General features: G+C 46.0%; 10 protein-coding genes. 8 read left to right on the forward strand and 2 right to left on the reverse strand.

What is annotated here, in order from left to right:
• Positions 1-79 precede the first annotated feature (79 nt).
• The 3 genes from NOM90_RS00240 (at position 80) to pepF (ending at position 5,032) form a co-directional block, all read left to right on the forward strand.
• Complete coding sequence (locus NOM90_RS00240) at positions 80-1,315, forward strand: MFS transporter (protein WP_255939106.1); 1,236 nt, start codon at positions 80-82, stop codon at positions 1,313-1,315.
• Between the two features lie 141 nt (positions 1,316-1,456).
• Positions 1,457-3,037, forward strand: coding sequence for a cellulase family glycosylhydrolase (locus NOM90_RS00245; RefSeq protein WP_255939107.1), 1,581 nt, complete (start codon positions 1,457-1,459; stop codon positions 3,035-3,037).
• A gap of 180 nt (positions 3,038-3,217) precedes the next feature.
• Positions 3,218-5,032, forward strand: coding sequence for an oligoendopeptidase F (gene pepF / locus NOM90_RS00250; RefSeq protein ID WP_255939109.1), 1,815 nt, complete (start codon positions 3,218-3,220; stop codon positions 5,030-5,032).
• A 55-nt stretch (positions 5,033-5,087) separates the two neighbouring features.
• Here the strand turns inward: pepF and NOM90_RS00255 are convergent, their stop codons facing one another.
• A complete protein-coding gene (locus NOM90_RS00255) occupies positions 5,088-5,681 on the reverse strand; it encodes a YjgB family protein (RefSeq protein WP_255939111.1) in 594 nt (197 codons plus the stop codon).
• 113 nt (positions 5,682-5,794) lie between these two features.
• Complete coding sequence (locus NOM90_RS00260) at positions 5,795-8,077, reverse strand: AraC family transcriptional regulator (RefSeq protein ID WP_255939113.1); 2,283 nt, start codon at positions 8,075-8,077, stop codon at positions 5,795-5,797.
• Positions 8,078-8,552: 475 nt separating this feature from the next.
• On the opposite strand from NOM90_RS00260, the gene NOM90_RS00265 reads away from it, so the two are divergent.
• The 5 genes from NOM90_RS00265 to NOM90_RS00285 all read left to right on the forward strand — a co-directional run bounded on the left by NOM90_RS00265 (position 8,553) and on the right by NOM90_RS00285 (position 14,685).
• On the forward strand, positions 8,553-9,515 hold the full coding sequence (locus NOM90_RS00265; RefSeq protein ID WP_255940492.1) for an ABC transporter permease: 963 nt from the start codon (positions 8,553-8,555) through the stop codon (positions 9,513-9,515).
• 33 nt (positions 9,516-9,548) lie between these two features.
• Positions 9,549-10,454, forward strand: coding sequence for a carbohydrate ABC transporter permease (locus NOM90_RS00270; protein ID WP_255939115.1), 906 nt, complete (start codon positions 9,549-9,551; stop codon positions 10,452-10,454).
• 44 nt (positions 10,455-10,498) lie between these two features.
• A complete protein-coding gene (locus tag NOM90_RS00275) occupies positions 10,499-12,103 on the forward strand; it encodes a type 2 periplasmic-binding domain-containing protein (protein WP_255939116.1) in 1,605 nt (534 codons plus the stop codon).
• A 100-nt stretch (positions 12,104-12,203) separates the two neighbouring features.
• Positions 12,204-13,607 carry an alpha-L-fucosidase gene (locus NOM90_RS00280; protein WP_255939117.1) on the forward strand — a complete coding sequence of 468 codons (1,404 nt, stop codon included), beginning with the start codon at positions 12,204-12,206 and terminating at the stop codon, positions 13,605-13,607.
• A 10-nt stretch (positions 13,608-13,617) separates the two neighbouring features.
• Positions 13,618-14,685: a carbohydrate-binding family 9-like protein gene (locus tag NOM90_RS00285; protein WP_255939119.1), complete on the forward strand. Its 1,068-nt coding sequence runs from the start codon at positions 13,618-13,620 to the stop codon at positions 14,683-14,685.
• Positions 14,686-14,690 lie beyond the last annotated feature (5 nt).

The following is a 14,690-nucleotide window of genomic DNA, read 5'->3' on the forward strand; positions in this document are numbered from 1 at the left end:
GTCTCGGATAGGAGCACGTGGTTCATCTACGTAATCGCTCCGAGGCCGCGCCCACCAAGAGGAAATGGGGAGAAAAAGAATGGAACAGGTAAAGGTACTTAGCAAGCCGAAACGAAGAAGTTTGCTTACGAGCGTAGGCATGAGTTGGTTGTTCGATGCAATGGATGTGGCGTTGATTTCGTTTGTCGCCGCTGCGCTTGCCGTTGAATGGTCGCTCGGACCCCAGCAGTTGGGTTTGTTAGCTGCAATCAACTCGGTCGGTATGGCAGTAGGTGCTGCATGCGCCGGCATTATGGCAGATCGTTTTGGACGTAAGTCGGTCCTGCTTTGGACCTTATTGATCTTTTCGCTGGCAAGCGGACTGTCCGCTGTCGCAACGGGTTTTATCATGCTATGTATCTTACGGTTTGTGTCGGGATTCGGCTTAGGCGGAGAACTGCCAGTCGCTTCCACGTTAGTATCCGAATCGGTGCCCGCCAACGAACGCGGCCGAACGGTGGTCTTGCTAGAAAGTTTCTGGGCAGGCGGCTGGATCGTAGCTGCACTGATCGCATACTTCATCATTCCGAATTTTGATAATGGTTGGCGGATCGCATTTGCACTAGGTGCATTACCTGCGTTTTATGCCCTATACTTACGCAGAAAAATCGACGATTCACCGCGCTTTATTTTACAACAAAAAAAGAAAACGAAAGCCGAACGTATCAGTCTAAAACAACGGTTCGCTCAAGTCTGGGCGCCGGAGTATCGCAAAACGTCGATCATGTTATGGATTTTATGGTTTACCGTTGTCTTTTCGTATTACGGAATGTTTTTGTGGCTCCCTCAAGTCATGGTCTACAAAGACTATAGTTTAACGAAAAGTTTTGAATATGTGCTGATCATGACATTGGCACAGCTTCCGGGTTACTTTACGGCTGCTTACTTTATCGAAAAGTTCGGGCGTAAATTCGTTCTTGTGGTGTATCTCGTACTGACCGCAGCAAGTGCGATCTGGTTCGGTCTTGCCGACACGACAGCGACTTTGATCGCCGCCGGCATCTGCCTTTCCTTTTTCAATCTGGGCGCTTGGGGCGGGTTATACGCGTATACGCCGGAGCATTATCCGACAAGTATCCGCACTACGGGAGCAGGGCTTGCCGCATCGTTTGGACGGATTGGCGGAATCATCGCTCCGTTCCTGGTCGGCTGGTTGATTTCGCAAGGCGTAGCGATTACAAGCATATTCGCAATGTTCTGTGTGATGATCTTAATTGGAGCGGCAGCTGTCGCATTTTTGGGCAAAGAAACCAAAGGAACCGAACTCGCAGAATAATCATGTATTTATATAGAAGAAACACGTATAGCGCAATCATCCAATCTATTGTCCGATCCCTATAGGGGTCGGGCTTTTTTGTAGTGTTTTTACCAGTTATATGGTATTTTTTAAAAGACGACAAATTCACGGAGGGATGATATGGACAATTGCTCATGGAAAACAAGCAAAAGCATAGTATTGATGTGTCTAATCACAATTTTGCTTGCAGCTTGCATAGGGACTAGCGGGTCTGCGTCTGCCAAAGAAGCATCCAGCAGTAAGACCCAAAGTTTTGTCGACAAACATGGACAGTTATCGATTGTGAAAGGTCAATTAACCGATCAGCACGGAAAGCCTGTTCAGCTCAAAGGAATGAGTTCGCACGGGATTCAGTGGTACGGAGATTACGTCAATAAAAATAGCATGAAGTGGCTTCGCGATGATTGGGGAATGAATGTATTTCGGATCGCAATGTACACGGAATCCGGCGGTTATTTGTCTAATCCTTCTTTGAAAAATAAAATGAAGCAAGCCGTCGACGATGCGGTAGATTTAGGCGTGTATGTCATTATCGATTGGCATATTTTATCCGATGGCGATCCAAATACCCACAAAAAAGAAGCGAAAGCTTTTTTCAAAGAAATGGCGCAATTATACAAAAACACACCGAATGTCATCTATGAGATTGCGAACGAACCGAATGGCAACGTAAATTGGAGTCAGCAGATTAAGCCTTATGCTCAAGATGTGATTGCTACGATCCGTAAAGAAGACCCTAAAAATCTGATTATCGTAGGTACCGGAACATGGAGTCAAGATATTCATGATGCCGCCGCTTCACCATTGACCGATAAAAATGTACTGTACGCGGTTCATTTTTATGCAGGTACACATGGAGCTTGGTTACGGGATCGAATTGACGCGGCGATGGCAAAAGGCTTGGCGGTATTCGTAAGTGAATGGGGAACGAGCGATGCTTCGGGTAACGGAGGGCCTTATCTGACTGAAGCCCTGCAATGGACAACATTTATGAATACTCGCAAAATCAGTTGGACGAATTGGTCGCTTGCGGATAAGCAAGAAGCTTCAGCGGCTTTGGCTCCGGGAGCAAGTGTGAATGGAGGTTGGACACAAGCGCAGCTTAGTGCGTCCGGTAAGTTTGTGCGTCAGCAGATGTTAGCAGGGTCAACAAGCAGTGCCGCGCCGAGTACAAAGCCGCCTGTACAAAGTCCGAAGCCATCAAAGCCTAATCCTGCTCCGGCGAAGCCATCCGCTCCTTCTACAACTGTGGGTGATCTCACGTTGCTTTATCGCAACTTGGACAATAATCATTCTGACAATGCAAGACGTCCGGTATTCAATATCCGCAATAACGGAAGCCAGTCAATTGATTTGAAAAATCTCAAAATCCGTTATTATTTCAATCAGAAAGATGGGGCGGCGCTGCAATATTTTTGCGACTGGGCACAGATCGGTGCTTCCCATGTCAAAGCAAGTTTTGGCAAAACGAAGTCTGATCCAACAATCCAGTACGTTGAACTTTCGTTTACATCAGACGCAGGAGCCATTCCGGCAAAAGGTGAAAGCGGAGAAATCCAATCACGAATTCACCGAGCGGATTGGAGCGAATTTGACGAGCGTCAAGATTACTCCTACAAACTCGGTCAATCGAAATTTGCAGAGTCACAAAAAGTCGTATTGTATCAAAATGGAAAAAAAGTTTTGGGGCTAGAACCGTAAAGAAAAGCACATTCCAAACCTTACCTGCTCTGGCATTTTTGCAACGTTGAAAATTAAACGATAGAATAAAGAAGCAGATTTGCAAAATAGACAACTCATGTATAGGCGCAAGCATCGTCGGATCAGGATTGTTGCTGACCCGAAGCTTGCGCCTTATTTGATGAAGAGGAGTGGCGACAAATGAGTGACAAGATGTTAACGCGCGCAGAAGTTCCGGAATCTTCGACTTGGAATCTGGAGCATTTATTTTTGAGCGAAAAAGAATGGAACGATGCGTTGCAGCAGGTACTGGACAGTGTGCATGAAGTTACCGTATTTCAAGGTCGTTTGGGGCAAAGTTCAAAAGCCCTGTTGAAATGTCTACATGCACAAGAAAAATTGATGGAAAATGCGTACAAGGTCGGGGCTTATGCACATTTACGCCAGACCGAAGACGGGACAAACCCGGAAAATCAAGCGCGTTCGGCAAAATCGGGCGATGCTTTGACCAAATTGTCTTCGGAATTGACGTTTATCGAATCCGAAATTTTGAGTTTGCCAGACGGCACGATTGAACGTTATTTACAAGAAGAACCTGAACTCGCCGATTTTGAACGCAGCTTAACCAAGCTGCTGGAACAAAAACAACATCGCCTATCTCCGGAAACGGAAAAAGTATTGGCTTCGTTGTCGGAAGTTCATGGAGCGCCTTATCGTACATACTTGCGTGGTAAGCTCGCAGATATGACTTTTGAAAGTGTAGAGGTCAATGGACGTCATTATCCGGTGTCTTTCGCTTCTTACGAAACCGATTACGAAATGAATGCGGATACCGATCTGCGTCGCAGTTCGTTCGCTTCGTTTAGCAAAGGTTTACATGCTTATCGCAATACCTTCGCAGAAGCCTATGCAGCCGAAGTCAAACGTCAAGTGGTGATGTCTCGTGTTCGTCATTACGACTCGGTCACAGAAATGCTGCTAGGTCCCCAACAAGTGACGGAAGACATGTATAGCGCGATCTTGGATACCATTCAGACGGAATTAGCTCCACATATGCGCAAGTACGCAGAACTGAAGAAAAAAGTGTTAGGTCTGGATACGATGTATTTTTGCGATTTGAAAGCACCGCTAGATCCCGAATACAGCCCTTCGATTACCTATGAAGAAGCTTGCAAGATCGTACAAGATTCGCTGAGCGTACTGGGCAAAGAATACAGCGAAATCGTTGAAGCTGCGTTCACGCAAAGATGGATCGACTATGCCAGCAATATCGGCAAATCCACAGGAGCTTTTTGCGCTTCGATCTACGGTATGCACTCGTATATTTTGATGTCGTGGTCAGACAATATGCGTGGAGCATTTACACTGGCGCACGAAGTGGGTCACGCCGGTCACCTCATGTTGGGAGCTCGTTATCAGCGAATGACGAATTCGCGTCCGTCGCTTTACTTTATCGAAGCACCTTCGACGATGAACGAATTGCTGCTTGCTGAACATCTGCGTTCGCGTTCGGATGATAAGCGTCTACGCCGCTGGGTTATTATGCAGCTGCTGAATACGTACTATCATAACTTTGTCACGCATTTGTTAGAAGGCGAATTGCAGCGCCGCGTATATGCACTTGCGATGGACGATCAAGCGATTACGGCTAAAGTCTTGAGCGAATTAAAAGGGGAGGTCTTGACTTCGTTCTGGGGCGATACGATGGAGTTGACGGAAGACGCGAAGCTGACATGGATGAGACAGCCTCATTACTACATGGGACTGTATCCTTATACGTATTCGGCAGGATTAACGTTATCGACTGCGATGATGCAAAAAATCCGCGAAGAAGGTCAACCGGCAATCGATCGTTGGTTAGAAACGCTCAAAGCCGGCGGTTCGAAAACACCGCTGGAATTAGCTCAGATGGCAGGCGTTGATATGTCGGATGCCGCTACGATTTCTAGCGCTGTCGGTTATGTCGGCTCATTGATCGACGAGTTATGCGAATTGTTCGAAGAAGAGATCCACTAGAAAACAAATAAAAAGACCGTGTGCAAGCTGTCGCCAGCCTGTACACGGTCTTTTTTTAGCCTTTAAGCAAATTGATATGGGACAGATCGAGTGAGTTGTTGAAAATAAATTCGATTTTATAGTTACCGCGTTTATAGGTTAATTTAGTTTGCGTCGTATTGCCATTTTTAATCGTTGATGTCGACGTTGGCGCGTACCAATTTTTTTTCACCATAGCGATTGTCATCCCGCCAATATTGGTTTGCCGCTCAACGTTCGTACCAAAATAACGAATTTCTTTCAGTACGCCGGATGGGGTATAAGCCATCGCATAACCGGGATTACCCATGTCGGCAGTGTAGCTGTCATAGCCGTTGACCGAAGAACGGGTCACATCAGGTGAGCCAAATTTTTCGATTACTTCGGTGCGAGTTGTCTTGCCAACAACAAATCCAGCAGGGTTGCCAGGGAATTCACCTTTTAAAGCAGGCTTGTAAAAGGTATTTAATTTTTTTTGCGCCATTGCTGTATCCGAAGCAGTAGGCGTTTGAGCTGCGGAAGCCGATGGTAACGTCAGAGAAGTCGCCGCACCGATCGAGCCTATAGCGACTACGCTTGCAGCGGACAAAGCTAATAATGTTTTGCGAACAGGCATAAGATTTTTCATCATAATTCCTCCTTCAAACCACGATAAGTACTTACGATCACCTTACTTCAAGAATACTACGAACGTAGCACCTTATTCAAATGATGCTCGTACCTACGTAATTTCTCTTACTCTTTTCATACACCTTTTTGCGAGTCGGCAAACAGTTTTCGATATTGTCCGGGTGTATGACCGGTTTCTTTTTTGAATTTGCGTATAAAGTTTGGCGCATCTTGATAACCGATACGCCCAATAATTTCTTTGAGCGGTTCGTCTGTCGTTGTCAATTGAACGATGGCTTCCGCCATACGCTTTTGCCAAATATATTGAACAAAGTTTGTCCCGACTTTTTCTTTGAAAGACCGGCTGAAATAAGACATCGAAATCGAATATTTGTGCGAGATCATTTCTAAACTCAGCGAATGATCCGCATAATGCTCATCGATATACGCTACGATCGTATCCATTAGAGTATGAGCTTCACATTCTTCTTTTTGCTCCATCTGTTCGCAAAGGATATGAACCATATTCAATAAGTAAGGCTCCAGTTCTTCGGGTGAAGCAAAAGAATCCAGAGGAGGAATACTGGATTGTAGATTGTCGACATTCGCTTCGTTACCTACCTTCAAGATCGTATTCAAGATATCGAATCCGATACACCGCATATAACGTCTCGATAAACCCGGAGTACGCAAGGTTTGCAAAGCTTCAAGCACAGAATCGGCTGCAACATCTGCACTGCCTTGTTTGAGACTTTGGCTCAATTTGAGCAATGTATTTTTGGGAACCCAATACGATTGATCGGATTCTTCTTGAAGATCGCTGAAGTAAATCAGAATAGCTTCGTCTGTATGGGTTCGGGATTCGAATGCCGAGCAGGCTTCGATAAATGATTGGCTTAATCGCTGCGTTCCTTCCGAACTTGTTCCGATTCCGATCACTGGATTTAGACGTCCGATGCTTTGAAGATGGTCATGCACCGAATAAGCGATTCGATCCATCTGCTGCCGCTCATCGTTATTTTCGATCGGATCAAAGCCGACAATAAGCGCAATCTGATCGGGCTTTTGCAATTCGACACTGTATAAAGTCGTTTGCAATTCTGGATATTCCGCTTCGGATAGCAAATTCAACATCAATTGCCAATCCCGAGTCTCATCCGTTGTCACATCTGAACGTCCAGAACCGATTAACATCGTCACATAACGTGACCGTTTGAAATGTAACCCGAAAGACTCCGACCAATCCGAAGAGAATTGTTCATTTCCGCTATGACGCAGCAGCATCCATAGCACGTGGTTACGCGCAAAAGGTTCTTGTAAATCGGCTCTTGCGCTATACGTTTGCAGGGCTGAACGAATTCGATCCAATTCATTGCCCGAAAAGACTTCGGGTTCATGTTCCAGACTTTTCGAAGTAGAAGGCTTTGAGTTTGCGAACTCGGACAATTGAAAAATAGGGCTATATTGCCGCCGTGCCAACAGCCAAGCGCCTACAGCACCAAATAAAACGACAATCGAAAATAAAGCGACAATGAAGCTTCGAATATGCAGCACGCTACTGAAAAACTGCGAACTCGGCATCAACGTCACGTATTCCCATCCATTCAGCTGAGATTGAACAGACACGACCGAATAGGGAATGCCTTCAATATTGAGACTATGCGTTCCAGTCGATAACGACACAAGCGAGCTTAACGCTTCCGTATTCAGACTTTGATCTTGATTGCTTTTGACCGCAAGCACTTGCCCTTCGCCATCAAAAATATACGAAGAACCTTCATACCCGCCCAAGATAGAATCGATCAGCCCGGTTAACGTGGATTCTTTGACAAAATACATCAATGTGCCATGCGGATTCGGGCTATTTGGCACAATCGGAACCAAATAAGCCAGTGTCGATTGTTCGAAAGTCGATCCACGGCTGACTAAATCAGCCGGACGCATCGTTGCGTAACGAGATTCATTTAAATCGCTTTCGATTGCGCTGGAACTCCAGTTGCGGAAGCGGTATTTATCGGCGAATACATCCAAATCATACATACCTATACTGGAATAAATACGCGGATCACCGCGGAAATACAGAAACATCTCGTCAATCATCGGGCTTGCGGCTTTATAATTGCCCAGCGCGTCGATCGTTTCCAGACTGTAATAAGGATCATGCGCTCGGTATCGACTCAGTCTTGGATCGTAAGCAGCACGCGAAGCAATATCGTTTAACTGTTGCAGATGGGTATCGACGATATTTTCCGCTTGAGTCAATTGATTAAAATGAGATTGTTCGATTTGCGCACGTAAGTTTGCCGCCGTATTGTGATACAAAATGAACGTTAGACACATTAACGGAATAAGTAGGACGAACAAATAAGAAGAAATATATTTGAGAAACAGCCTAGATTTGAAATAACTTGGCTTCATCTTTATTCTCCTTTCCCTATTCAAATGATGCGTAAATGCCAGATTGTCAGGAAATATGTAGAATTTGACCTCTGATTTGATATGTATTTTTTGACTTTTAACCTTTTTGACCTCGCGTTAACGTTTCTTCACAATGTAAATTTTCAACGAATTCTTAAAGAAAAGCATTGATTCTGTAATGTATTCTAACACATTTCTTCTCTGATAAGATTGTCAAAATTTCCAAAAGAGCCAAAACTACATATTTACGAGCCTGGAACCCTTCTGTAAACTCACGGTAAACCTAAAAACGAAAAACGCAATACAAAGCCAATGGAAATGCTTACAAAAAAACAAGGCTGCATGAAAAGAACATTTTTACAGAACGTTCTTAAGAAATGCGACGTAATCGAAAGGGGAAGAGGCTGAGGGATATACTTGTTAGGTAATATGACTTTCATTGATTCAAGTATGCCATAAAGGAGTGAGCGTAATGATGCAGGAAGAAGCAAAAGCTGTGCTGAGTTCACAAGACGTTTCGACTAAACCGAAAAATAAAAAGCTTTTTCATAAAATCGTACGCAACTGGCAGCTGTATATTTTTATGGCTCCTGCTCTGCTTACTGTAATTATCTTCAACTATGTTCCGATGTACGGGATTCAAATTGCGTTCAAAAATTATATTCCGGCACTGGGTATGACAGAAAGCAAATGGGTAGGCTTTGATCATTTCGTGCGGTTTTTCGAATCGTATTATTTCTGGGATCTGATGTGGAATACGCTGAGTATCAGTTTGTATGGATTGTTGGTTGGTTTTCCTTTACCGATCTTGCTCGCTTTGGCTTTTAACGAAATACGTACCGGGCCTTTTAAAAAGACGGTTCAGACCGTTACATACGCTCCGCACTTTATCTCAATGGTCGTTATGGCAGGGATGATTATTACATTCTTGACGCCTTCTACAGGGATGATTGTCAATCTGCTTGAAGCCATAGGCATTACGCCACCCAGCTTTTTGACCGATCCGCGCTGGTTCAAGACGGTCTACGTGCTATCCGACGTCTGGCAAGCGACAGGTTGGGGAACGATTATTTATTTGGCTGCATTGACCGCGGTTGACCCGGGTCTGCATGAAGCGGCAATTCTCGATGGAGCTTCAAGGCTGCAACGGATCAGGCATATCAACTTCCCGGTCATTATTCCGACGATTACGATCTTGCTTATTCTCAACATGGGTGGATTGCTGGGTGTCGGGTACGAGAAGATTTTGCTGCTGCAAAATCCGCTGAATATGGAAGCTTCCGATGTTATCGCGACTTCGGTCTACCGAACAGGCTTGCTTGAAGCCCAGTATAGTTATTCGACAGCTGTCGGATTATTCAACTCGATTGTCAATGCGATTTTGTTGATTGTCGTCAATCAAGTCGTACGCCGTACCAGCGAAAATAGTCTGTGGTAGACCACTAGATAGGCTAGGGAAGGAGGCAGAATCATGATTAGTTCGATCAAAGAAACGAAGCAAGATAAAGTATTCCTCGCTTTTGTCTATCTGATTTTGACGATTGCGCTCGTGCTTGTCGCTTATCCGCTGATCTATATTTTGAGTGCTTCGATCAGTAACCCGACGATTGTAGCCGCTGGCGAAATGTGGTTGCTGCCCAAAGATATTACGTTCGAAGGATATCGCCGCGTTTTTCAAGACTCTAGTATTTGGAACGGTTATCTAAACACAATCATCTACACGGTGGTCGGAACACTCGTCAATCTGATTGTCACGTTGCCCGCCGCGTATGCACTGAGTCGCCGAGATTTTATCGGACGTAACCTGTTCATGATTTTGTTTATCGTCACGATGTTTTTCGGCGGCGGCTTGGTTCCGACTTACCTGGTCGTACGTAATCTTGGATTAATCGACAGTATGTGGGCGTTGATTCTTCCTGGCGCTACATCGGTCTGGAACTTGATCGTCTGCCGCACCTTTTTCCAATCGTCGATTCCTAGAGAATTACAAGAAGCTGCCGAGATCGATGGATGCAGCAACTTCCGATTATATTTCCGTATCGTGCTTCCGCTGTCTACCGCATTGATTGCCGTTATGGCACTCTTTTTCGGAGTCGGGCATTGGAATAACTATTTCTCCGCGATGATCTATCTCAACCAGCAAGAAAAGTATCCGCTGCAATTGGTACTTCGGCAAATTCTCGTTCTGCAACAAATGTCAGCGCAAGGCGGCACGGTAGATGCTTCGATGGCAAGTTCGCTTAATAACAAAGCCGAAGTCGCAGCACTCGTCAAATACGCCGTCATTATCGTCGCGACATTGCCGATCATCGCCGTCTATCCATTTCTTCAACGGTATTTTGTGCAAGGTGTCATGATCGGTTCCGTCAAGGGATGATCTTGTCATAGCAGAGCTACTTAAAAAAAGGGGAGGGTATTTAGATGAAAAAAGGACGTAGCAAAGCCGCTTTAACGTTATCTGGAGTATTGTTGTTCTCGCTTGTTGCTTCAGCTTGTCAGTCTGGAGGTTCAAAAGAATCAGCCGAACAGACCGGAGGTAGCGTAAGTAAAGACGGGTTCCCGATTGTCGAACAACCGATTACATTAAGCGTGTTTGCTCCAAGTGCAGATATGGCGCCGTGGGACACCATGCCGGTTATCGAAGAGATGGAGAAATTGTCCAATATCAAAATCGCTTTCCAGACTGCTCCTATCGACAGTTTCCCAACGAAAAAGAATCTGGTCTTCGCAAGCGGCGATCTGCCTGATATTTTGTACGCTGCCGACATTACGCCTGCCGAGCAAGTAAGTTACGGAACGCAAGGACAGTTGGTTCCGCTCGAAGACTTGATCGACAATTATGCACCGAATCTCAAAAAAATCTTGGATGAAAATCCGAATGTACGCAAATCGATCACGACGACAGACGGGCATATCTACGCTTTGCCTTTTATCGATACAACAGCGGTATGGTACCGCGGCCCGATGTGGTATAACGGCGAATTTTTAAAAACATTGAATGTGGAAGAACCTAAAACAACCGACGAACTGTACGACTATCTCAAACGTGTCAAAACCGAAGATCCAAACGGCAACGGCAAGGCTGATGAAATTCCGCTGACTTCGGTAAAATTGGATGATCTACGAATGTATTTCCTCGGATTCTGGGGCATTTATAACGAAGTGTATTACGCAGACAAAGACGGTAAAGTACACTACACACCGCAAGAAGAAGGCTACAAAGGCTATCTGACGTTCCTCAATAAATTGTGGAATGAAGATTTGCTGGATCATGAGACCTTCTCCCAAACGGACGAACAGAAAAAAGCGAAAGGTGCAAAAAATCAACTCGCGCTGTTCAGTGATTACTATCCGTACTTCACGTTAGGCGGAACCGAAGAAACGATGGAAGATCCGATGATGACGCCGGTGAGCAGCGAAATCGCAGATACGCCAGTCTACGGCAAACATCCAGGCATGTCTTCGAATGGTACATTCGCAATCACCGTTACGAATCCAAATCCAGAAGCGAGTATGCGCTGGATCGATTATCAATACGGGTATGACGGAGCGACGCTCTGGACCCAAGGCCCGCAAGGCAAGATGTGGGATTACGTAGATGAAGCGACGCATGAGAAAAAGTATCTCGAAGTACCGAACGGCGGCGACCGCGAAGAATACCGCGCAACGCTAACGCCTAACTACGGTATCGTGACGCCGGGCGTAAATATTCCTGATCTGACAAACGGCTTACGAAGCGAAGTGGAAGATTGGGTTGTTGAGCAAAATGAAGAAAAATTAGTACCGATCGCTAAAATTCCGTTCCCGAACGTGTATCTGACCAACGATGCGCAAACGGAAGTGTCGGCATTGCTGTCCGATCTAAATACGTATGTCGAGCAGATGGAAGCCAAATTCGTCACGGGGCAAGAACCGTTAAGCAATTGGGACAGTTATGTCGCGCAGCTCAAAAAAATGGGCAGCGACCGAATCGTCGAGATTTACCAAGAAGCTTATGATCAATGGAACAGTGAAAATACGCAGTAAAAAGAGTTGATTTCAAGACGTAAGGGACAAGCGAAAAATGAAGCGGTAAGATGCGTCTTCGTTTTTCGCTTTTTTCTGCTAAAAAGGAGTGGGAATCCAGATGACGGATACGAAAAATGCTGAAGCTGTAGAACATGAAGAAGAAACGATCGTTCACGAAGGCGTGCATAACTATAGCAGCGAAGACGAATGGGTGCGCCCGACCGATCCGGTTATTTTGGAACGGCTGGAATGGTTTCAAGATCAGAAGCTCGGACTGATGATGCACTGGGGACCGTATTCGCAGCTGGGCGTTGTGGAATCTTGGGCGCTGAGTGACGGCGATGCGGATTGGGCGAGAGATTGTATCGATTGGGGCGTTGCGGGCGAAGAATTAAAACGCGAGTATTTCGATCTGAATCTGACGTTTAACCCGATACGGTTTCAACCGGAAGTCTGGGCGGATCTGGCGGCAGACAGCGGATTTAAGTATTTGACTTTTACGACCAAGCATCATGACGGATTTTGTATGTGGGATACGCATACGACCGATTACCGGATCACGGGATCACAGACGCCGTTTCATCGACATAAATATGCAGATATTTGCCGCAATCTATTCGATGCGTTTCGCGCGCGCGGTTTGGCGATTTCTACGTATTTTTCCAAAGCGGATTGGCATACGCCCGATTATTGGGCACCGGGGATGGAGCGGGGAGAGAAGATGTGGCGCGGGCCTTCTTACGATCCCAAAGAATATCCGTGGCTGTGGGAAAAGTTCGTTCAATTCACTCATGAGCAAATTACGGAATTGATGACGCGCTACGGTCGGATCGATATGTTGTGGCTGGACGCGGGCTGGGTGAACGAACATAGCGGCCAAGATATAAGGCTTGGCGAATTGGTCGATCGGATTCGGCAAGAACATCAACCGTGGTTGTTATCCGCGGATCGGACAGTCGGCGGTGCTTACGAAAATATTATTACGCCGGAGCAGACGTTGCCGGATCGTCCGCTGCATGTGCCGTGGGAAAGCTGTATCACGATTGGCACATCGTTTTCATTCAATTACGAAGATCGGTATAAAAGCCCGCGAGAACTGGTACATTTACTCGTTGAGATTGTCGCAAAAGGCGGGAATTTGGCGCTCAATATCGGGCCTCAACCCGACGGACGTCTGCCAAAAGCGGCGATTGACAGTATGCAAGGGTTGGGGGTTTGGCTGAAAGATAACGGAGAAGCGATCTATGGAACGCGGATTTGTGCACCGTACGCTTCTAACGAGCAGAACGTTTATTGGACGCGCAAAGACGATATGACATATGCCATTATTCTGTACAAAGAAGGCGAGAACGTGCAGCAGCAGCTTGAGCTTTCGCCCGTTGAGCATGTGAATCGTGCGGTGCTACTAGGCGCCGAGCAAGAATTGCCTCTGCAACCTACAGATCAAGGAATCGTCGTGACTTTGCCTTCTTTTGCAGAAAATGAAGAAACACCGATTGCGTTGGCAATCCGGTTGACTTAGGAGGGGCCCAATGAATTTAAGTGCTGTATCGGAGCCGGGTATTCCGTTTGCGCCGCTATCTTATACGTGCAAACGTGCGACGAGCAAATTGAATTTGGATGGACGTCTGGACAAACCGTTTTGGGAACATGCGCCGTGGACAGCGGATTTTGTCGATATCGAAGGAGACTTGAAGCCTAAACCAAGCAAAAGAACGCGCGTGAAAATGCTTTGGGACGACGAATATTTGTATATCGGAGCGGAACTAGAAGAAGACGAAATCTGGGCGACGTTAACGGAACGCGAATCGGTCATTTTTTACGACAATGATTTTGAGATTTTTATCGATCCCGATGGAGACAGTCATCAATATTATGAGTTTGAGATTAATGCGCTGAATACGGTATGGGATCTGATGCTGGTGACGCCTTACCGCGACGGCGGGCCTCCGATCAACGGTTGGGATATCCGGGGCTTGCAAACGGCGGTACATATCGACGGCATTCTGAATGATCCGGCTGGGGATAATCGGCGTTGGAGCGTTGAAGTCGCGATGCCGTGGAAGATTTTGCGTGAATGCGCGCCCGATCAACGATCACCCGAAGCCGGGCAGTATTGGCGGATTAACTTTTCGCGTGTGCAATGGCAAGTGGATCGAGACAGCGGAGCGTATGTAAAAAAGATCAATCCGGACACCGGCAAGCCTTATCCTGAAGATAATTGGGTCTGGTCGCCGCAAGGCGTGATTAATATGCACTACCCGGAAATGTGGGGCTTTTTACATTTTGTCGAGGAATCGTATGGCGCGGATTCAGATTTGTCTTCGTTTGGAATGCCGAGCGATGAGCAGGTGAAGTGGAAATTAAGACAATTGTATTATCGGCAACGTAATCAGTATGCAGAGACTGGAACTTTTGCTTCCAAGATTGAAGATATGGTGCCCAAAGACGACCCGGATCAAGCATTAGCAGAGTGGGCATATTCGTCAGCAAATTTGCTTATCGAAACAACGACTCATTCTTTCCGTATATGTGCGTCAACAGTAGACGGAAGTGGTCGTTATTGGATACGTGAAGACGGCAAAGTGTGGAAGGAGTGAATGTC

Source organism: Saccharibacillus sp. JS10 (genome assembly GCF_024436065.1).
Classification (GTDB): Bacteria; Bacillota; Bacilli; order Paenibacillales; family Paenibacillaceae; genus Saccharibacillus.